This window comes from Marinobacter sediminum, assembly GCF_023657445.1.
Taxonomy (GTDB): Bacteria; Pseudomonadota; Gammaproteobacteria; order Pseudomonadales; family Oleiphilaceae; genus Marinobacter; species Marinobacter sediminum_A.
Genome location: NZ_JAGTWY010000001.1, coordinates 2,299,150 through 2,318,465, shown reverse-complemented (window position 1 = coordinate 2,318,465; position 19,316 = coordinate 2,299,150). Strand labels below are relative to the sequence as shown.

At 55.9% G+C, this 19,316-nt stretch carries 20 protein-coding genes; 6 read left to right on the top strand and 14 right to left on the bottom strand.

Going from position 1 to position 19,316, the window contains the following annotated elements:
• Positions 1-183 precede the first annotated feature (183 nt).
• Complete coding sequence (locus KFJ24_RS11055) at positions 184-2,094, bottom strand: 3-oxoacyl-[acyl-carrier-protein] synthase III C-terminal domain-containing protein (RefSeq protein WP_250831144.1); 1,911 nt, start codon at positions 2,092-2,094, stop codon at positions 184-186.
• Positions 2,095-2,394: 300 nt separating this feature from the next.
• Here KFJ24_RS11055 and KFJ24_RS11050 point away from each other — a divergent pair, with 300 nt between their 5' ends.
• Positions 2,395-3,966 (top strand): inorganic phosphate transporter, encoded by a 1,572-nt coding sequence (locus tag KFJ24_RS11050; RefSeq protein ID WP_250831143.1) that lies wholly within the window; start codon positions 2,395-2,397, stop codon positions 3,964-3,966.
• Between the two features lie 21 nt (positions 3,967-3,987).
• Here the strand turns inward: KFJ24_RS11050 and KFJ24_RS11045 are convergent, their stop codons facing one another.
• The 3 genes from KFJ24_RS11045 to KFJ24_RS11035 form a co-directional block, all read right to left on the bottom strand.
• Positions 3,988-4,242 (bottom strand): hypothetical protein, encoded by a 255-nt coding sequence (locus KFJ24_RS11045; RefSeq protein WP_250831142.1) that lies wholly within the window; start codon positions 4,240-4,242, stop codon positions 3,988-3,990.
• A 62-nt stretch (positions 4,243-4,304) separates the two neighbouring features.
• The gene (locus KFJ24_RS11040) at positions 4,305-6,113 is read right to left on the bottom strand and encodes a Na/Pi cotransporter family protein (protein ID WP_250831141.1); all 1,809 of its coding nucleotides are present in this window, start codon (positions 6,111-6,113) and stop codon (positions 4,305-4,307) included.
• 200 nt (positions 6,114-6,313) lie between these two features.
• Positions 6,314-7,300, bottom strand: coding sequence for a DUF6635 family protein (locus KFJ24_RS11035; RefSeq protein ID WP_250831140.1), 987 nt, complete (start codon positions 7,298-7,300; stop codon positions 6,314-6,316).
• Positions 7,301-7,537: 237 nt separating this feature from the next.
• Here KFJ24_RS11035 and KFJ24_RS11030 point away from each other — a divergent pair, with 237 nt between their 5' ends.
• Both KFJ24_RS11030 and KFJ24_RS11025 read left to right on the top strand, forming a co-directional pair.
• Positions 7,538-7,981, top strand: coding sequence for a cupin domain-containing protein (locus KFJ24_RS11030; protein WP_250831139.1), 444 nt, complete (start codon positions 7,538-7,540; stop codon positions 7,979-7,981).
• A gap of 87 nt (positions 7,982-8,068) precedes the next feature.
• The gene (locus KFJ24_RS11025; protein ID WP_434968008.1) at positions 8,069-8,503 is read left to right on the top strand and encodes a DUF4399 domain-containing protein; all 435 of its coding nucleotides are present in this window, start codon (positions 8,069-8,071) and stop codon (positions 8,501-8,503) included.
• Between the two features lie 122 nt (positions 8,504-8,625).
• Here KFJ24_RS11025 and KFJ24_RS11020 read toward each other — a convergent pair whose 3' ends face one another.
• The 10 genes from KFJ24_RS11020 to KFJ24_RS10975 form a co-directional block, all read right to left on the bottom strand.
• Positions 8,626-8,823, bottom strand: coding sequence for an MOSC domain-containing protein (locus KFJ24_RS11020; RefSeq protein ID WP_250831138.1), 198 nt, complete (start codon positions 8,821-8,823; stop codon positions 8,626-8,628).
• Between the two features lie 58 nt (positions 8,824-8,881).
• Complete coding sequence (locus KFJ24_RS11015) at positions 8,882-9,835, bottom strand: DUF2860 domain-containing protein (RefSeq protein WP_250831137.1); 954 nt, start codon at positions 9,833-9,835, stop codon at positions 8,882-8,884.
• A 227-nt stretch (positions 9,836-10,062) separates the two neighbouring features.
• Positions 10,063-10,233, bottom strand: coding sequence for a hypothetical protein (locus KFJ24_RS11010; protein WP_250831136.1), 171 nt, complete (start codon positions 10,231-10,233; stop codon positions 10,063-10,065).
• A 35-nt stretch (positions 10,234-10,268) separates the two neighbouring features.
• On the bottom strand, positions 10,269-12,257 hold the full coding sequence (locus tag KFJ24_RS11005; protein ID WP_250831135.1) for a hypothetical protein: 1,989 nt from the start codon (positions 12,255-12,257) through the stop codon (positions 10,269-10,271).
• Positions 12,258-12,401: 144 nt separating this feature from the next.
• Positions 12,402-12,587, bottom strand: a complete 186-nt coding sequence (locus KFJ24_RS11000) for a hypothetical protein (protein ID WP_250831134.1) — start codon at positions 12,585-12,587, stop codon at positions 12,402-12,404.
• 138 nt (positions 12,588-12,725) lie between these two features.
• Positions 12,726-13,448 (bottom strand): amino acid ABC transporter ATP-binding protein, encoded by a 723-nt coding sequence (locus tag KFJ24_RS10995; protein WP_250831133.1) that lies wholly within the window; start codon positions 13,446-13,448, stop codon positions 12,726-12,728.
• Positions 13,445-14,098 carry an amino acid ABC transporter permease gene (locus tag KFJ24_RS10990; protein WP_250831132.1) on the bottom strand — a complete coding sequence of 218 codons (654 nt, stop codon included), beginning with the start codon at positions 14,096-14,098 and terminating at the stop codon, positions 13,445-13,447. Before KFJ24_RS10990 ends, KFJ24_RS10995 begins: the two co-directional genes overlap by 4 nt.
• On the bottom strand, positions 14,098-14,763 hold the full coding sequence (locus tag KFJ24_RS10985; RefSeq protein ID WP_250831131.1) for an amino acid ABC transporter permease: 666 nt from the start codon (positions 14,761-14,763) through the stop codon (positions 14,098-14,100). The genes KFJ24_RS10990 and KFJ24_RS10985 overlap by 1 nt, the downstream gene beginning before the upstream one ends.
• Before the next feature lie 110 nt (positions 14,764-14,873).
• Complete coding sequence (locus KFJ24_RS10980; protein WP_250831130.1) at positions 14,874-15,692, bottom strand: transporter substrate-binding domain-containing protein; 819 nt, start codon at positions 15,690-15,692, stop codon at positions 14,874-14,876.
• A 330-nt stretch (positions 15,693-16,022) separates the two neighbouring features.
• The gene (locus KFJ24_RS10975) at positions 16,023-16,601 is read right to left on the bottom strand and encodes an NUDIX hydrolase (protein ID WP_250831129.1); all 579 of its coding nucleotides are present in this window, start codon (positions 16,599-16,601) and stop codon (positions 16,023-16,025) included.
• 219 nt (positions 16,602-16,820) lie between these two features.
• Here KFJ24_RS10975 and KFJ24_RS10970 point away from each other — a divergent pair, with 219 nt between their 5' ends.
• The 3 genes from KFJ24_RS10970 to KFJ24_RS10960 all read left to right on the top strand — a co-directional run bounded on the left by KFJ24_RS10970 (position 16,821) and on the right by KFJ24_RS10960 (position 19,304).
• Positions 16,821-17,276: a GatB/YqeY domain-containing protein gene (locus tag KFJ24_RS10970; RefSeq protein ID WP_250831128.1), complete on the top strand. Its 456-nt coding sequence runs from the start codon at positions 16,821-16,823 to the stop codon at positions 17,274-17,276.
• 152 nt (positions 17,277-17,428) lie between these two features.
• Positions 17,429-19,021, top strand: coding sequence for a BCCT family transporter (locus tag KFJ24_RS10965; protein WP_250831127.1), 1,593 nt, complete (start codon positions 17,429-17,431; stop codon positions 19,019-19,021).
• 103 nt (positions 19,022-19,124) lie between these two features.
• Positions 19,125-19,304, top strand: a complete 180-nt coding sequence (locus KFJ24_RS10960; RefSeq protein WP_250831126.1) for a hypothetical protein — start codon at positions 19,125-19,127, stop codon at positions 19,302-19,304.
• The last annotated feature ends 12 nt before the right edge of the window (positions 19,305-19,316 follow it).

Below are 19,316 nucleotides of genomic sequence, written 5' to 3'. Positions count from 1 at the left end.
TTGCTAAATCTTTCCAACGAGCGAGACACTACGCTAATTAACAGGCCCTGCATAGGGAAGTTTTTAATTATTTGCGCAGCCCCATCCAACCCCGGCAAACCGGGGCGGATTTATTTCCCGGGCAACCCGGGAAAATCCAGAAGGCGCAACAGAAACGACTCGCCAATGCGCTGACACGAGAATCTATTCGTGGAACGCCTTCATGACATCTTCAATTGAGGAATGCGCCCTCGTCGGCGATGGGCTCATGGCGAGGGTGGTGGTCACCTCCGGCGCAACCATCGCCGGGTCCAGCGACAGGATTACGTAGCCACCGACGGCTCCGGCACCGAAGCCCGGAGTGAAAACCAGCGACCGTTTGCTGACCGCCCCGCTGAAGACGGAGTCGGCCAGCGCGATCGGTATGCTCGCCGCAGAGGCGTTGCCGACTTCTGAGATGTTGAAGAAAATGTCCTTGGCGTCGATCCCCTGGGGCTCGGCGATTTCGATGATCATTTTCTTGTTGGCCTGATGGGGCACGATGAGGTCGATCTCAAGTCCGAGTTCGGAAAGCTCGCCCATCATCTGGTTCAGGTAGCGCTTGACCAGGGCCTTGACCTCGGGGCCATAGACCGTGATGTCGTTGTCGAAATCGTGATTCGGCCAGATGATGGAGTTCACCTGACTGTAGGGGCCGCTCGCATAGGTCTGGACCACATGAATGTCACGTTCACCCTTGGACGGCGCGATCACCACGGCGGCGGCCCCGTCGCCAAAAATCATCCGCGAAGGTCGGGCATTGCCGATCTTGTCCGAGAACTTCTCGGCCATGACCAGCAGCACCGGGCGTTCGATTTCCCGCAGCAAGCGGATCGCCTCGGCAACGCCATACGGGAACCCGGCGCACGCAGCGACGATGTCGGCCGAGCAATGGGTCTGCATGATGCCCAGCTGGCCTGAGAGCCAGGTGGCGGTCGACGGGATCAGTCGGCCTGAGGTACAGGAGCAGAACAGCACCGCACCGATTTCCTCGGACTTGCGCCCGGCATGTTTCATCGCTGCCCGTGCGGCCTCGAGGGCGATATTTTCCAGTGGCTCGGCTGTATAACGGCGCCGTTCGATGCCGGTCTTGTCGGTAATTTCCTCCGCGCTCATCGGCGACCACGAGGATGGGGAGTTCCGGACCACATCCTCATTTGAGCAGATGACCTCACCCTTGCGGACTGCCAGCGCCTCGATCTTGGGCTGGATTGGCGCATCGTCGCCGATCACCACAGGAGGGTAGGGTTTCATGGGCTCGACGGCAGGGTCTGGCGTCGGCGCCTGCATCCCCTCGGAGGTACCATTCTTTTCGCGGTTGATGAAATCGAGCACGTGGCGGTTTTTCGGATAGAACAGCACGACGATGTCATCATCCTGCATATCGGCCAACGGCTTCAGCATGGCCTGGCTCCGGTCCCAGGGCTGCTGGTTGTGCAGCACCATCGCCCAGCGCCGGAGCGCCTCAAGTTCGGCCTGCTCGTCTGAGACATCAAGGATGTCGTCGACGCTGTAGCGCGGGTGGTCGGGATTATAGTTGCCGAGGGTGGTCGTCTTGGCACCGGCAGTAGCGAGCGCCTCGGCAATCGTGGGCTTGATTGGCGGGAGCGACGTTGCGTGATAGAGCTTGTTCGAGAAGCAGTCGAAGAGTATGTCGAACAGCTCGTCCTCGGCCGCTCCGTTCCACTTCGCGGGCAGTTGCGCGTAGGCCTGGCGGACATCCTCGGTCTTGGCTTCCCGGCCCTCCCAGGGCTGTAGCAGAGGCACGAAGACATCGTCGCGGGTCCGCGGGACATCGCGCCAGCGCATCGGCTGCTTGTCGTACATCACCAGCGCGTAACGGTTCGCCCAGAACAGGTGCAGGCCCATGTCGCGCAACAGGTCATAGCGCGTCGTATAGCTTCCCGCCGCCGCCCGCTCGGCGATTTCGGTGCCGGTCGGAGCCTTCACTTCGAAGTCGCGCCGAATGATCTCCTCCAACTGGTTGAGATCGTTGATGATCGAGAAGTCGAGTTCGGTAAAGATGCTTGAGGGAAACACCAGCTTTCCATGTTTGTTAAGTCGAAACGGTTTCATTAATGCTCCTTGCTGATAGCCGATAATTCGCCGGTTTCTCGATGTTGTGTTCTAGGCAGTATAGACGCTATTGGCTTTGTGCTTTGTTGACCCGGAGCATTTTTTCCGGCCCTTTCAGGCTGCAGTTCAGCGCCCTCAACCGAACGAACCCAGAATGGGCTACAGTGTATTGGGGTGAACGGTTACTTAGGGGATGCTGTGCCAGGAGGATGGAGAAATTAGCTTCTTCGGCGACTTCGGCTCTCCCTGAGCTCCGGCTCAGAGGCTTCCACCAAATATCGACACGATGGCAGCAGAATTATGGAACTGGACCAGATTAATGCCATAGAAAGGGCGACCCGTTACGGTCGTGCCGAGGTTTTCCGGATGGGCCTGGCGGTGATATTTCTTGCCGGGATCATGCTGTATGTCCGCTCGATCGGGGCTGATTCTCCGAACATGGTCATTCTGGTGGCGGCGGCCATGATCGGCGGGTACATGGCGATGAATATCGGCGCCAACGATGTCGCCAATAACGTGGGTCCTGCTGTCGGGTCCAAAGCACTGACCCTGACCGGGGCAATCGCGATAGCGGCGATCTTTGAGGCCAGTGGTGCGCTGATAGCGGGCGGCGATGTCGTAAGCACCATCAAGAAGGGGATCATCGATCCTGCACTGATCGGAGATTCCGATACGTTTATCTGGCTTATGATAGCTGCGCTGCTTGCCGCGGCGCTCTGGTTGAATACGGCCACATACGTCGGAGCGCCCGTCTCCACGACCCACTCAATCGTCGGCGGTGTCATGGGCGCGGGTATAGCGGCGGGTGGTGTAGGCATAGTGGATTGGAACCAGTTTGGCCAGATCGTCGCTAGCTGGGTTATATCGCCGGTACTGGGCGGGGCCATCGCAGCACTTACCCTGTACCTGTTAAAGCGCCGTATCACCTACAAGCGGGACATTGCTCAGGCCGCCAGATACAACGTGCCGCTGTTCGTCGCAATAATGGCCTCGGTTTTTGCCACGTATCTGGTGATAAAGGGGCTGGGCAAGGTCGTCGACATCGGCTTACTGCCTGCCATCGGGCTCGGCGCAATCATTGGCATCATCGTATGGTGGCTCACAAAATGGCTTGTTGCCCGTCCTTCGGCCGAGGTGGAAAACAGTAAAGCGGGAGTCGACAGTCTGTTCACCTTCCCGCTTATTTTTTCAGCTGCACTTCTGAGCTTCGCGCACGGGGCGAATGACGTTGCAAACGCGGTAGGCCCGCTGGCCGCGATCAATGAAGCCGTCTTTCAAGGCGGCGTCGCGACGCAGGCGGCGATCCCTAGCTGGGTGTTGTTGGTGGGGGCACTTGGCATCGCGCTCGGCCTCGCACTGTTCGGTCCCAAGCTCATACGCACTGTCGGATCGGAGATAACGGAACTCGACCGCATGCGTGCCTTCTGCGTGGCCATGGCTGCGGCGATTACTGTCATCATCGCGAGCCAGTTGGGCCTTCCCGTGAGCTCGACCCATATTGCCATTGGCGGTGTGTTCGGCGTCGGCTTTCTGCGCGAGCATCTCAAAACCACCTACCGCCAGAAGATTGATGAGATCGAGGCGCGCCATGCCGGAGAGGACCGGGCAAAAGTGGAACGTCTGCTTAAAGAATTCGATGAGGCCTCGTTCGAAGAGAAGGGAGAAATCCTCAAGAGTCTCAAAAGGAAAAATGATAGCCCTTCGCCGATCTCGAAACGCGACCGCAAGAGCCTCAAAAAAGTATACAGGCAGGATCTCGTGAAGCGATCGGCGGTGCTCAAGATCGTGGCTGCATGGTTGATTACGGTACCGGTATCGGGACTGCTGGCGGCCATGCTGTTCTTTACTATCAGAGGGATGCTTCTTCCCTGAGACGCAGGGTAGGCAGGGCAGTCAACCGTGTTCGTCGGTGTCTTCCGCCAGGAGTTCGCGCAGCTTGGCGAGTTGTGCCTCGACCACGCGCAGGCGAACCTCGGTCTGAGCGGGCGTTTCCTCTGAAGAGCCGGAATCCAGCCGGTCGCGGTATTTTGCCTGTTTTTTTTTCAGCGTCTGCTCAATGCGCTTCAGTTCCTCGCGCTTGAGGGACTTGCCCTTGTCGTGTTCGCCCAGCATATCGTCGAGCTGCGCTACCAGGTCCTTGAAACCCATTGTTCGACTCCTCCGTATTCGAAGATTGGTCGGCCGCGACGCAGTCACGAGTGCGTGACGCGTCAGACGGTGACCTCAGCCTGACCCTCGTCGCTCACCGACAGTGCCTCCGTGGTCCGGGCGGCTTCCACATCCGAGGCTCTAAGGAGCTCGCGGGTTCCTGTCAAAATAGCATCTACCGTCTCACTGGCATAGGCAGAATCGTTGAGCAGGGAAGTGGCCATTGCTGAATCGATCCGCTTTGCACCGAGAAGTTTTGTAACGCGCGCGACCATGGATTCGCGGTCCACCCGGGCACGTACAGCGATCTCGTCGAGCTCCAGTATTGCCGTGCTGGCGTCGTCAAATTTGCCTTCGTAAAATCGATGGGCTTCGCGCAGGACCATCGCGACCCGCAGCCGGAGATCGTTGTACTCGCTGCGGATAGCGGCGTTATCCGCAACCATGTAGGTCGTGAGGTTCTTGCGCAGGTGTTTGACGTGCTTGATGGCCTCCACCATCTCGGCGGCGGCGTGCTGAAGACGGTAGAGTGATTCCGTGGAACTGGCCGGTGACATGCGCGTCATTCGCCCGGAAATGAAATCGAGGATGGCATTGTATAGGCGCTTGACGCGCTGTCCGTAGACCAGGTCGATGTCGATATCGATGCGCTCTCGGCTGTGGTTGATCATCCATTCCAGATCATCACAGTTGCGGATCTTTTCGCGGTGCAGGTGAAGGCCATGGGCGAGGATGACAAAGGCCTGGTCGAACAGGTGCCAGACTTCCCGACGGACCGCTGCGTTTGCGCTATCGGGGGAGTCCATCGCGGCGGCATTCAGGTACTTGGGTTGTGCCATGGCCTCTTCCTCTCGTTCTGGCAACCAGCGCTCCAGTGCCCTCGCCATCTGCGATATCAAAGGCAACATCACAGCGACACCCAGGCAGTTGAACAGGGTGTGGAACACAGCGAGCTTGACCGTATAGTCGTCTTCTGCGATTGACATGAGTGCTGAAAGGCTGTCGACGGACCAGCGCAGGGGCTCAATCAGTACCAAGGCGATCGCCGCCGTCGCCATATTGAACAAGAGGTGGGCGCCTGCGAGGCGCTTGCCGGCGATATTCGCGCCGAGACCGCCGATCAGCGCGGTCACCGTCGTGCCGATATTGGCACCGATAGCCAGGGCCAGAGCGTTCTCATAGGTTATCTGGCCCGTGGCCAGGCCGGCCAGGGTGAGGGCCAGGGTCGCGTGGCTCGATTGCATGACGACCGTCGCCAGAATTCCGAGCCCCGTATAAACGAGCAGTCCTGTTACGCCCGTCATTGCATATTCGCGCAGATCGAACGCCGACTGGTAGCTTTCGAAACCCTCCTTCATGAAGTCGATGCCGAGAAACAGAAACCCCAGACCGGCCAGAATCGCGCCGACGGCTTTCAATACTTGGGATCGCTGGAAATTCAGTACCACGCCGAAGACGAGCATCGGCAACGCGAAGGCCGAGAGGCTCATCTTCATGCCGATGGTGGCGAATAGCCATGCGCCGGTTGTGGTGCCCAGGTTGGCTCCGAAAATGATGCCGATACCGGTGAGGAGGGGGAGCAGGCCGGCGCTCAGGAACGATATTGTGATGACCGATACCAGGGAGCTGGATTGCATGATAGCGGTGCTGACGATGCCGAAACCGAGACTCTTGGGAATCGTGTCCGTGGTTCGGCGCAGCACCCTCTCCAGGAATCCGCCGGTGAAACGGCGAAATCCGTTCTCGAGCGAGAGCATGCCAAACAGGAAGATCGCAACCCCGGCGGCAATCTGTTTGAACTCGGGGCTCGACCAGAGCGCAAAAGCCAGAAGTCCGAGTATTCCGGCGAGGACGAGTTGGCGGTAGTTCATGGGCTTGCTCTTCCCGCTACTGGCATGCGTTTGGCTCCGCGCAATCAGGGCGCCACACCATCAATATGGCAGGGGTTCGTTTCGGAATATTACCTTGTCATACTTCGTTAATATAAGTAAGCCCGGCACGTAGACAGTCCGATAACGACACCCGTATGGCGATCATCCTGAAAAACGGGACAGATCTATTTTTTCGCGAACTAAAGTAAACCCGATTTGATCATGTCGAACATGTCCAGAACCCGCGCCACAAACTGGTCTTTCGGGCGAAAGCTGCTCTGGGTGCTGAGGGTAACGTCCCGCTGCAGGTGATCCAGGAGCTTGTGCAGGCGCCGGCGATGCAAACCGACAGCCGCCTGAACGGGATCGAATACAACACCGGACAAGGCTGCAAACGCCGATAATGCGGCCATGACGGCGACCATAACGCTGGCGGTCGTCGCCAGTGAAGGCTCCGGTGGAAACCAGCTGTAGTACCAACTGCCGATGGTCTCGCCCAGGATAAAGTCCTGGGCGGCCAGGGTCTTTGCGAGCATGGATGCAAGCACCACCCCGAGCCCGATACCTCCCGGGGTAAACTTCTGGAACGCGAACGCGCCCAGCACGGTGCATGAAATACTGTTGGTGATATCGGCAGACGCCGTCCGGGTCAACCGGTACTGACTGAGAGCGTCCGCGACCAGCGGCTCAATCAGCTGGCTAAACCGCTGGTGATCAACCGGCTCGCAGGTATGGCGCTCACACACCGCCTCCAGCTCCTCAATCAGATAGCTCTCCAGCAGCGGACCCTTCCGACCATTGTCCAACAGGTCCACCTGGATCAGGTGCGAGATATGCTGTTGTACCCGGGTGGTAAAACCGGCGGGTACGCGATTTGCCAGACCGTGCAGCCACATCAGGCCTGTTCGTTTGGGAGTCAGGATTTTTATCAGGCATACCAGGGCGTACACCGGCGCCCACAGCAGATTGATGGGCGCCCGCAACATGTCCCATCCGAGCGCCATCCGGTTGGTTGCAATGGCACCGGGGTAATGGAAATGACGGTCAATAAACGCCGGTACCCGCGCCCGGCAGTCGTCAAAGTAGCGCTCGATGCCTGAGCGGATTGCCTGCTCTATCTCAGCTTCGGAGATGTTTTGCTCGGGTGATGTGGCAATGGGCATAGTGACAGGCGTATCTGCGGACAAGTGAGTGTCTGGCGCATTAAACCGCAATTGAGCACCCCGGGCCACCCGGTCGGCGCGTGAGCCCGGGACGGATTTATTTTCGGTTTCCAGGGTGTGGTTTTCGTTCCCTATTCTAAACTTAAATAATGGCTCGATGTTGTTGGCCGGGTTGTTACATGGTTTCACGACTATAACCTTACATACTGGCTCAGCGCTATGCTCCTGGAGGGGCCTGGAAAGCCGGGCGGGAGCATACCGATGACAAGGCATTCAACCATTGTTAGACCGGGTGATTATGAGAGTGCGCTGAGTGTAGTAGGTACGAATGTTACCGTTCTCGCGGCAAAGCAGATCACGCAGGGGCAGGAGTTTACCTTTCAATCCGGAGAGAGCGGCATGGGGCCTCCTCCGCACAGCCATGATTGGGACGAGGCATTTTTCGTGCTCAAGGGAAGCGTTGACTTTACCTGTGAGGGAAAGCTGGAGACCTGCCCTCCGGGCACACTCGTTTTCGTGCCAGGCGGAGCCGTGCATTCGTTCCAGTATGGGCCGGATGGTGGCGAAATGCTGGAAGTAACCGGTGCCGGGAGTATGGCGACCCAGATGTTTTCGGCCGTGGACAGGGAAATCCCCCCGGGCCCACCGGACGTTGAAAACATCACCGAAGTACTGAACAAAAACGGGGTCACGCTGCATTTGTAGTAGATCGGATGACACGTTCGAGATCATGCAGGTTGATGAAATGTGCCCTACCATTAACAGGTGGTTCATTTATTAAAGGAATGGTTTATGAACATTATCAACAGCACTCAGCGTTTCAGTCTTGGCTTTATCTTCGCCGCATCGATGGTTGCCGGGGCTCATGGCGCGACTCCGGCGCCTGAAGGGGCGGCGGTGTATTTCGTTACCCCGTCTGATGGGCAGACCGTAAGTACTCCGGTGACTGTCAGGTTTGGCCTCGACGGTCTGGGAGTGGCACCGGCGGGCGTAGAGCGAGAGGGGACAGGGCATCATCACCTGCTTGTGGATCTGGACGACTTGCCTGCGCTGGACCAACCGATTCCGGCGGACGACCACCACGTTCATTTTGGCGGCGGACAAACCCAGACGACCCTGGATTTGGCGCCGGGTGAGCATACCCTGCAGCTGCTGATGGGAGACTACCAGCACATGCCCCACGAGCCGCCTGTCATGTCCGAGAAAATCACCATCACGGTTGAGTAGCAGTCATCTCGTCTGGATCGGTTTGGACGACCAGAGAAGGAAGAGTGAGAATTATCGATCGAGGAAAATCAGCACAGACCGGTTCTCCGATTTGGAATCGGTCTGTCCTGGCTCTAACACGCTCACAGGCAGGCCTGCACGTCATCACCAACTGCCAGTTCACCCCCTTCAACCACTCGCGTAGTAATACCGCCATGCCCGTGCATAGCGTTGTAACCGCCCGCCCCAAGCGCGGTTTCCATCTTGCTGCAAGGATGGCACAGGCCCGTATATTCCAATACCACACTACCGATCCGGAAGGTTTTGCCTTTCAGGGCCAAGAGGTTCAGGCCTATCGCGCTATCCTGGAGCTTGTCAGCCTATCACGACCAAGCCTGGTCAGAACTTGTAGTTCAGACCAACAGCCAACAGGTACGAGGATTCATCATAGAAGGTCAGGTTGGATTGGGTGTCGCCATAGCCGGCAAAAGAAATAAACGACCAATCCTTCCACCCCATGAACTTCGGGTATTCGTAGGCTGCAAACAGGCTGAACTCGTCATCTGACCGCTTTTTATTGAACAGCGTGCTTGCGCTGTCATAGTCCCGCCTGGCGAAACCCGCCGTTAACACCAGGACCTGTCTGTCCAGAATATTGAACCAGCTGACTTCGGCACCATAGGAGTCGAAGCTGCTGGCCTTCCCATCGGCGTCGTGTTCGATGTATACGGCAGAAGGTGATACGAAGCTGGTCGGCGAGACGGTGAAGCGGTAACTGCCCTTGGCGTAATAGATGTCGGCATCGCGAGCCAGGTCCGATCCGGCGGTCAGATCATCGTCGACATCCGTATTGGCAAAGGCGAGATCCACGCTGAAGCTGGAGCCGGAGATGCTCTTCAGTTGCAGGCGGTAGGCGCTACCCGAGACGTCCGTTTCTTTCCTGGGAGTGTTGAGTTGGTACGGGTTCTGCCAGGTTTCTCCGGAAATCACCGTTGGCAAAAAGGAAATATCTACAACTGTGCCGGAGCTGAGTTTGTGTTTATATCCTAACTGCACGGCCAGGGTGCCTACGGCAATATCTTCCCGAGTTGTACCAAAATAGATCTCTTGGCCCAGTTCCTCGCCAAAGGTGTACGCGATGTTGCCAAGCGGAGCTATCAGTCCCGTTGATTCGCTTTGTGGCTTGTTCGACAAGGAATCGATGGTTGCGTCGCCATCGACGTTAAAGTTGGACTTTGAAGAGATAACGACCGCATTCAGTGAAACTTCACCGCTGAACCCAGGCTGGGGCGCCGGCTGCGCAAAGGTCGGAATTGCAATAAATAGAGCCGGGAAGGCAAGGTACTTTTTCATTTCAAAGCTCCATTTCAGATAAGTGTTGATGGGATATACGGTCACTGTTCACCTGAAGGTCTATGGTAATCCCATTCCCGGCGTAGTGGCGGAGGATTGAACTGTAGCCGGGGATCCAGCCGCTGTAGTTTATGGTCAGGACGCCCGCTCTCCGGGGATGACCTCTGTGATGCTGTATGCGCGGGTAAACATGGTCTTACGGTTAAGCCAGACGATGACGACTGCGATCAGCGCAAAGAGATAGGTGTCGCAGGGTTGGGCATCTGGCCAGACATGATCTCGGGGAGGAAAATGTAAGCCGCCAGTATTCCCCAGGCGATAACAAACGTCAGCACAAAAAACGTTGCTATCGAGGCATAAGGAATAGAAGCCAATTCAGGTTGATTGGTTTGGGCCATTGGACATATGTTCCGGAAAAGGGGGCGGTGACTTGCTAACGCGCCGAGGCCCAGCTGTCCTGGGCCAGTTGCATGGCCCGATTGACTTCATCGGTTGGGATATCGCCCGGCTCACCCTTTTCGATCGGGTCATAGTGAAAGACATACAGCCGGGAGACGAACTCCGCCACCGGCAATGAGGCCTCACCGAAAAGCTCGCCGTGGCCCTGGGTTGAGGTGACAATGCCCTGGCCCCAGTTTTGCCCGCTGTCGTTGTTGGGATTGAAGAAATAGACGCGCATAACTTCATCTGAGTCCAGCGCAAGCCGCTGGATGGTGATGGCGTGCCAGCCGAGAAAGCGGGTGGCGCTGTCGGTCACTGCAATACCGGCCGGCTGTGGATTGATGACCGGGATGTTGCCGTTGTAGAAAGGATGGTAGGCAGCATAGAAGTCGCGAATAAACCCTTCGAAGTCTTTCAGGCCACCGGTGAAAACGTCTACGGCGATGGCAAACCCGTGGCCGACATGATCGCCGTGGAATGCGGCGTTGACCCATTTGTGCGGATCTTCTCCGCGCCCGACACTGCGCCGGCCCATTTCAAAATAGATGCGATCCAGGTGCGGTACCGTCAGCAGTGAGACGGCATCTACATCCACCGGAGGCTCGCTGGCCAGCCCGGCGCCCAGATCCCGCGAAGAAATACTATTGCCCTCAAAGCGCATCACGATTTCGTCATCGCGCGCCGCCCAGGCAAGAATCCGAAGCAGTTCCGCCGGCATGTTGTATGCCCACATGGACAGGGCGCGCGTCGACTGACAGGTTGGATAGTTTCCCTGTCCTACTCCCAGCGGGCGCCCGAGCACATTGAGTACGTCGGCGAGCAAAAAGCATTCTGGCGAACGGCTGCTCCCGAAAACCGCCACAATCTTCTGGGCCGCCGCATCGCAGAGCGACAGTCTTATCTGGCGCCACAGGGAAGGCGCCACCGGAGGCGCGTAGAGGATGCCCCGCTCGAGCATCATGGCCAGGCCATAGGCACACTGGCTGGTCTCGGGAAACAGGGCTTCGTCAATAAGGGTGTGAATCAACGAGGGGTAGCAGTGAAACGCGTCGGCACCCGTATTGCTAAGGCCCAAAGCTGTGGGAATCAGGGCGTTCCAGCGGCCACGCAGATAGCGTATGAACACCGGCATGTAGGCCGACACCAGGCCGGTACTGTGCATGGCCTGTGCAAAGGCAATGGCCTCCTGCAGCAGGGTGGCATCGTCCATTTCTGCCAGTCGTTCAGCGTAGACATCGAAGCCGGGATCTTCACGGCAACCCTCGGTGGGACTGAACACGGCGTTGATCAGTTGCAGCGCGTCTTCGCTAACTTCTCCACCCAGCGCGTCCGGTTTTTGCAGGCAGACCGCAATCTGGGTCACCATCTGTTTGACACCATCCACCTGGACCGGGCGTTGCGCCAGAATTCGCCAGACTTCGGCCACCAGATGTTCCAGCAGGTTTTCGTAGCCCAGATGCTGGAGCAGGTAGTGATACAGATTCTGTACGGCGTAACCGAGCCCATCGGGCCGCAGCCGGTCGCTTTCCTGGAGATCACTGACCACCAGATCGAGATTCATCGCCAGTACCTGGGCGAGAAAGTGATGGGCGTGTTCTGCTGAGATAGAAGGGTGGGTGTAGTCGCCTTTTGCCACCGCCAGAAGGCGAATCTGGCTCAGGCTTTCGACCAGCGTTGCGGCCGGCTCGCCATGGCGCACTGTGCGCACGGCCAGGGAAGGCACCAGCGTCTGGGGATAGTCCCAGTCGCTCCCTCCAAAGAATCCGGCAGCCTCAATGGCCGGCACGCGCTCGTAGAGCGCCTCGAGGCCTTCGGGACTGAACATCAGGGCCTGTGCCGCCTCGATCACTTCGAAGACCGGCGAGACGCCTTCAATGGCATTGAGTTCAGCAAGGTGGCTGATGGCCGCGTCAAGTGGCTTCACGAGCTCCTCTGACGCGCGGTTATTCGGGGTTTCGAGGTCGTACGTAGCTCTGGACATACCGTCTCATCCTCTAGTTAACCTCAGGATATGTCAACCTGACCGCCCTTCGAGCCGCTCCAGAAGCCAGTACTCCTCGACAGTACCGTTTTTTATCTGGGTGAATGCCATCTGATTCACCCGTTACTCTCCTCAAGGAACAACTCAGTGACGCGGGTTGCTGTCACCAGAGGTTGACTCGTCATCGGATGCGTTGTCATCCGATGTGAGGTAGTAATCCTTTTCATCGAATGTCTTCATCTCAGGATCTTCAATGCCGTTCTTGCGACTGCCCCGGTAAAGCCAGAAGGCCACAACAGCGCCAATAATGAACAGTATGATCCACTTCATGTCCGTTTCCTCCGCACAGTGACATACCTTATATTCAGGCATTCCACGGGGCGATCCGTCAATGTTGATCGTACCACCGCGATCTCAGGCCGTGCCGGCCTGAGTCGCCCCGGACACATCCATATCAGCAACAGCGTATCAACGCACCTTTGAAAGGAATTTCTGGGTTAACGGGTTTTGCGGGTCGGTAATAACCTGTCTGGCCTCACCAATCTCGGCAATCACGCCTTCATGAAAGTAAGCCACGCGATCGGACACGTCACGCGCAAAGCCCATTTCATGGGTTACGCAGATCATGGTCATACCTTCTTCCGCCAACAGACGCAGGGTATCCAGAACCTCGCCCACCAATTCGGGATCAAGGGCGGAGGTCACCTCGTCTAAAAGCATGTAGTCGGGCTTCATGGCCAGGGCGCGGGCAATCGCCAGGCGCTGCTGCTGGCCCCCGGACATTTTGGTCGGGTAGACGTCGAACTTGTCACCCAGGCCAACATGCTCCAGTTCCTTCTTGGCGATTTCCATCGCCTCTTCCTTGCTCATCTTCTTGACGATCCTGGGGGCCAGAGCCGCGTTTTCCAGCACGGTCATGTGAGGGAAGGAGTTCCATTGCTGGAACACCATGCCCAGCTTCTGACGGAGCTTGTCCTTGTTCGTCTTTTTGTCGTGAACATCAACATCATCAACGATGATTTTGCCGGAGTTGATAGGCTCGATGGCATTGATGCAGTACAGCAGGGTCGACTTGCCGCTGCCGGAGCCGCCGATCACGCTGACGACTTCGCCATTGGCGACATCCAGACTGACGCCTTTCAGAACTTCAAGATCACCAAAGGATTTATGGACATTCTGGACACTAATCATATTGCCATTTTCCTCTCAACATACCGACCGTAAGACGATAGGGGGTATGAAATAATGAAGTAGAAGATACCCACACCGATCAGAATCATCAGTGGTTGCTGGGTACGGGAGATAAGCTGATCGGACGTACGCAGCAGTTCCATATAGCCGATCACCGACACCAGAGCGGAGTCTTTGATGACACTGAGCGAAACGCCAAGCCAGGACGGGAACACTGCGCGTAAACCGATAGGCAAACGGATGTAGTAAACGGTTTGCCAGTAGGTCATGCCCAGTGAGCGGGCGGCTGTCTGCATGGATTGATTCACGCTCTCGAAGCCACTACGAAACACTTCACTCATAAAGGCCATGGTATAGAGCGAAAGAACGATGGAGCCCGCTAAAAAGGGATCAAGGGGATAGCCGATCGCGCCAACAAAGGTCGAAAACAGAATAAGCTGGATGATCAGAGGTACGCTTCTGAGGATATCAAGCACACCGCCGAACACGATGTTAACGAACTTGTTGCTTTCAGAGCGCATAAAACCGACGGCCAGACCCAACAAGGTTCCCACCAGTATTGCGACAACCGAGATGGTGACCGTATTCCAGACACCGGTAAGAATGAAACCGGTATCGTCCCAGGACAGAGGCGTAAATAAGGAGTTCATCAGATTTCCCCCTTGAATAGTCTGCGGGAAAGAAGTGATGAACTGATCAGCACCAGCTTGGTGATGATGAAGTACATAACCGCTGCCACAATGAAAAATTCAAGTGTCCGGAATGACAATGACTGAAGCCGCTGGGTTGTTCCGGACAGCTCACTCATACCAACCAGAATGCCCAGCGAACTCATCAGGATGGACCAGACAAACTGGTTGGTCATCGGATGATAGATACGTCTGAGCATCTGCGGCAGGATGATGTATCGGTACACCTGGAAGCTGGTCATGCCCAGAGATTTGGAAGCACTGTACTGGGTGCTGGGAATGGACTGAAATCCACCCCGGAAGGTCTCAGTCAGGTAACCCGCGTTGATAAAGACCAGGGCGCTTAACACCGCAACATAAGGGCTTAGATGAATGCCAAAAGCCCCCAGCCCGAAATATGCCATGTAGATTTGAAAAAGTGCCGGAGTGTTTCGGGCTATCTCGACCCATACCGTAGCGACATAACAAAAGGGCTTGCTGTTGTTCATCTTGGCAATCGCCAGCAGTATCGCGATCACAATACCCAGGAGCATGGCGAGCACTGATACGTGCAGGGTTACAAAGGCCCCGTTCAGTAACTCAGGCATTTTCTGGAACACGATGTTCCAGTGAAATTCATATTCCATACCTTGGCCACTTTCTGTGTTTGGAGGGAGGTCTGACCAGCGCCTTATCAAGGCACTGGTCAGAGTTCGAAGCCGTTACGCAAAGGTATTTGCGGCTACCGATATGGCTATTACTTGTTATCTCTCAAGGACTGGATCAGATCAGCAGGAGCGTCTGAACCGAAGTGCTTGTTGTAAGCCGCATCCAGATTGCCATCGCGAATCTGGCGCACCAGGAACAGGTTCAGGTAGTTGATCCATGCGGTTTCGCTTCTTTTAGCGATCAGGCCTACGACGTCGTCATACTTGGGTACAAAGGGGCCCGCGGCAAAATCTGCGAACTCTTTGCTACGCAGTTTGGTCGCGATGTTGGTGTTGGTGGAGATGATAGCGTCCACCTTGCCCTGGTAAAGACCCAGGTAGGCGTCGTTTTCAGATTTGAACGACGTGTAGTTGTCTTTGCCCCAGCCTTTCTTCTCGGCGTAGGCGAGGTATTCGGTTTCGTAGGTAGTACCCAGAGCAGCGCCCACTTTCAGGTTCTCGAGGTCATCAAACGATTGGATGTTTTTGTCTTTGCCCGCAATAACCTGGAACTTGAACACGAAGTACGGGTAGGTAAAGCCAACGGATTTGGCGCGTTCGAGGGTGTCTGAAGTAGAGCCGATTACAACATCGGTCTTCCCGGCAATCAGGGATGGGATCCGGTCACCCCAGGTAAGATTGAGGACGTTTACGTCGACGCCGAGAACTTCGGCCAGATCGTTACAATAATCGACGTCAAAACCTGCCGGTTCATTGTTTTCGTCAAAATAGCCCATGGGCGGGAAGTCAAGAACCACACCGCAGTTCAAGGTGCCTCGCTGAATCACGGTATCAAGCTGATCGGCGGAAGCATTCACGGAACTGAACGTAACGCAGGCAAGTGCGACTGCTGCTAGTTTTTTAATCATAGATTATCTCTCTGGTTCTTCTTTTGGATCATAAGTTACAAAACTTACATGTACCTTAAACGATACGCAAAAAAGTGTAGCTTAGATTTTTTAGTGAAAATCACTAAAAAGCATAACTGAAAAGGCAATCTGGACTTTATTTTTAGCTTTAAAAGGAACTTTTAGCAGAAATGATGCAAATTTAGCCAAAATTGCATTTGCTAACATTCAGAGACTGAACTAATTCCCTGAATTAATAACTTTTCAGAATTTAATCCAAAAGAGCCCCTGGACAGATCTGGTTTCGGCTTCTTCTGCCGCCCCTGGCAATCGGCCAGCCATTGTTAGTGCCTAGTTACGAATCACGTCCAGCGCCAACAGCTCCTGTACCATGCTGTAGCTCAGCCCCCATATGCAGTAGTCCTGATATCGGCAGCAGGGCATGTTTACGGTGCCCATAGGCGTGCGCCAGGGAAGCCTGCTCTGGTTCTCTTTGGCCGCGAGGTAGTCGAGGGAAATCCACACCGCCTGTTCGACTTCATAGTTCGGCGAGATGGCCTGCGTTCCCTGCCATTCGTAAACATAGGGTGTGACGACCATCGGTCGCCAGCGGCTGTGATGGCGGGTAATCAGGTCAGACAGCCGGGCCTGAAAGCGGCCATGGCGTATCAGGTCGACACCGGTTTCTTCGAAGGTTTCCCGTTCGGCGGCCGCCCGGGGTGTGGCATCTTCCGGTTGCATACGGCCTCCGGGAAAGGCCATGTCCCCGGACCAGGGATCTCCTTCCCGACGGGCCCGCCGGATAAACAGCAACTCCACGCCACCGTCTTCAGAGTGTCGATAGATTAAAGCCACGGAGGCTCGGGTAAGGCGACGCCGGAAAGGTAGCTTATGAGGGCGCATGGTAAGCGTTCGGCGTTTGGCTGTCACAGAGCGCTGTCCTTTATTGTCCGCTGAATGTTAGTGGGCCATAGGGGCTCCTGATTCGCAACAAAAGCACGGCTAACAGTTCAGGTCCGGGTTTTTGCAGGCGGAAACCTGCGGGCCCCTTCATTGTCCACGATTGAACCTGCTCCGTTTTTCCGTTAAATCTACCACTTCGCTGAATACGAGATCAGTTCCCTTAACCCATAGAACAGGAGGCCGGCAATGACGGAACCATCACTCAAGGAACAACTGAACAACGCGGTCAAGAACGCGATGCGGAACAAGGATAAGCCCCGGCTTGTCACCCTGCGTATGGCTCAGGCCGCGGTTAAACAGATCGAGATTGATGAACGCCGCGACCTGAGTGACGAGGACGTTTTGAAGGTGCTGGACAAGATGCTCAAGCAACGTCGCGATGCCGCCAGTCAATACGATGAGGCCGGTCGTGAGGAGCTGGGCGACAAGGAACGGTCGGAAATGGTGATTCTTGAGGAGTTCATGCCCGCCGCCCTTACCGAGGATGACCTGGACGGCCTGATCCGTATGGCAATCAGCTCAACCGACGCACAGGGAATGCAGGACATGGGCCGTGTCATGAACAACCTGCGCCCCCAGGTACTGGGTCGGGTAGAAATGGGTCACCTGAGCAAGAAGGTGCGGGCCGCGCTGGCGGGCTAGCCGATGTCCGGGTTTTCTATGGGTGCCCCGTCATCGACTGGCATGAGTCGCGTTGGAAATTTTGATTCTTAGAGTTCAAAATATTAGCTTAATTTTAGGGAGGTACACTTTTTGACCGGCTGCCAAAGTAGGCAGTCATAGGAGACTTCACATTGGGTGACGTCGTTAAAGATGAATATCGAACCAATTACGTGGCGGGGCAGGACAATATTGCCCGGTTCGGTTTCGATATACACAACATTGTGTTTCCGTTAACTGCGCTGCTGATTGTTGCTTTTGTTGTTGGCACGCTGATTTTTCCGTCTGGAGCGAAAGAGCTGCTCGATAGCGCCAAGAATGGTGCCATCGCTGTCTTTGACTGGGGCTTCCTTCTCAGTGCAAACCTGTTTGTGCTCTTCTGTCTGGCGTTGATTTTCATGCCAGTGGGCAAGATTCGGATTGGCGGTGTCGATGCCAGGCCCGAGTTTTCCATCATGTCCTGGTTTGCGATGCTGTTTGCGGCCGGCATGGGCACGGGTCTGATGTTCTGGTCTGTGGCCGAGCCTATTGCCTATTACACGGACTGGTATGGAACACCCCTTGGTGTTGAGCCAAACACCGCAGAAGGCGCCCGCCTGGCAATGGGTGCGACCATGTATCACTGGGGCCTGCACCCGTGGGCGATCTATGCGATTGTTGGCCTCTCATTGTCGTTCTTTGCCTACAACAAGGGCCTTCCATTAACCATTCGCTCCGCGTTTTTTCCGATTCTCGGTGACAAAGTGTGGGGCTGGCCTGGCAACATCATTGATACTGTTGCCGTTCTGGCGACGATCTTCGGGCTTGCCACCTCGCTTGGCTTTGGTGCCCAGCAGGCCGCATCCGGGATCTCCTATCTGTTTGATATCAAGGGCGGTCTCAACGTCCAGGTAGGCGTCATTGCGGGTGTAACCGCGGTCGCAACCCTGTCGGTTATTCGCGGCATTCACGGTGGTGTGAAGTTGCTGAGTAACGCCAACATCGTGATGGCAGGGTTGCTGCTTCTATTCGTGATATTTGCAGGTCCGACGTTCGCCATATTCCAGTGGCTCTGGGAAACAACGGCGTCCTATGCATCCAATATGTTCGCGCTGAGTAATCCTTTTGGCCGTGAAGAAGATACCACCTGGTTCCACGGCTGGACGGTATTCTACTGGGCCTGGTGGATTTCCTGGTCACCGTTCGTGGGTATGTTTATCGCAAGGGTGTCGAGGGGCCGTACCGTGCGTGAATTTGTCACGGCGGTGCTGATCATTCCGACGATGATCACCGTTTTCTGGATGAGCGCCTTTGGTGGCGCTGCGCTTGAACAGGTCCAGAACGACATCGGGGTGTTATCCTCCGAAGGGCTGACCGAGGTGTCTTTGGCCATGTTTCAGGCACTGGAGAACATTCCACTCTCGTCTATTACATCGCTCATCGGCATTACGCTGGTGCTGACATTCTTCGTGACGTCCTCCGATTCCGGCTCACTTGTCATCGATAGTATTACCTCCGGTGGCAAGATTGATGCTCCGAAAGGTCAGCGCATCTTCTGGGCTGTTACCGAGGGGTCGATCGCGGGTGTGCTGCTGTTTGTTGGCGGTGAAGAGGCACTGAATGCTCTGCAGGCGGGTGCCTTGAGTGTCGGCTTGCCATTTACCCTGGTGCTGTTGGTGATGAGTTACAGTCTGTTCAAAGGCCTTCACCATGAACACCGGTTACTGGTCGCCGAAGGCAAGATGTGACCTGAGCAAGCCGGGACGGATTTATTATCCATTGGATAGTGCGAAAATGGATCCGTCCCGGTTTTTGTCAGGTTAGTCATCAATTTTTTTGGAGAAACTGGCCATGGGCACCCTGCTGACGATTCTCGCTGTCCTTTTTGTGTCTCTGATCATCATTATTCCTTTGGTCGAGAAATATGCCCCCAAGGGTGAACGCCGGGACTACGGCAATATTGCGCGGTGGATCATTCCGCTGATGGCGTTGATTATCGTTGTGCAATTGCTTCGGCATTACTTCATGTGAGGAGGCCGGACG

Excerpts from the sequence above, each read along its gene's own strand:
- KFJ24_RS11025 (WP_434968008.1), top strand. The coding sequence starts at position 8,069 with ATGAACATTATCAACAGCACTCAGCGTTTCAGTCTTGGCTTTATCTTC.
- KFJ24_RS11050 (WP_250831143.1), top strand. The coding sequence starts at position 2,395 with ATGGAACTGGACCAGATTAATGCCATAGAAAGGGCGACCCGTTACGGT.
- KFJ24_RS10970 (WP_250831128.1), top strand. The coding sequence starts at position 16,821 with ATGACGGAACCATCACTCAAGGAACAACTGAACAACGCGGTCAAGAAC.
- KFJ24_RS11015 (WP_250831137.1), bottom strand. The coding sequence starts at position 9,835 with ATGAAAAAGTACCTTGCCTTCCCGGCTCTATTTATTGCAATTCCGACC.
- KFJ24_RS11000 (WP_250831134.1), bottom strand. The coding sequence starts at position 12,587 with ATGAAGTGGATCATACTGTTCATTATTGGCGCTGTTGTGGCCTTCTGG.
- KFJ24_RS11045 (WP_250831142.1), bottom strand. The coding sequence starts at position 4,242 with ATGGGTTTCAAGGACCTGGTAGCGCAGCTCGACGATATGCTGGGCGAA.
- KFJ24_RS11005 (WP_250831135.1), bottom strand. The coding sequence starts at position 12,257 with ATGTCCAGAGCTACGTACGACCTCGAAACCCCGAATAACCGCGCGTCA.
- KFJ24_RS11010 (WP_250831136.1), bottom strand. The coding sequence starts at position 10,233 with ATGGCCCAAACCAATCAACCTGAATTGGCTTCTATTCCTTATGCCTCG.
- KFJ24_RS10985 (WP_250831131.1), bottom strand. The coding sequence starts at position 14,763 with ATGGAATATGAATTTCACTGGAACATCGTGTTCCAGAAAATGCCTGAG.
- KFJ24_RS11030 (WP_250831139.1), top strand. The coding sequence starts at position 7,538 with ATGACAAGGCATTCAACCATTGTTAGACCGGGTGATTATGAGAGTGCG.
- KFJ24_RS10960 (WP_250831126.1), top strand. The coding sequence starts at position 19,125 with ATGGGCACCCTGCTGACGATTCTCGCTGTCCTTTTTGTGTCTCTGATC.
- KFJ24_RS10980 (WP_250831130.1), bottom strand. The coding sequence starts at position 15,692 with ATGATTAAAAAACTAGCAGCAGTCGCACTTGCCTGCGTTACGTTCAGT.
- KFJ24_RS10990 (WP_250831132.1), bottom strand. The coding sequence starts at position 14,098 with ATGAACTCCTTATTTACGCCTCTGTCCTGGGACGATACCGGTTTCATT.
- KFJ24_RS11040 (WP_250831141.1), bottom strand. The coding sequence starts at position 6,113 with ATGAACTACCGCCAACTCGTCCTCGCCGGAATACTCGGACTTCTGGCT.
- KFJ24_RS11055 (WP_250831144.1), bottom strand. The coding sequence starts at position 2,094 with ATGAAACCGTTTCGACTTAACAAACATGGAAAGCTGGTGTTTCCCTCA.
- KFJ24_RS10995 (WP_250831133.1), bottom strand. The coding sequence starts at position 13,448 with ATGATTAGTGTCCAGAATGTCCATAAATCCTTTGGTGATCTTGAAGTT.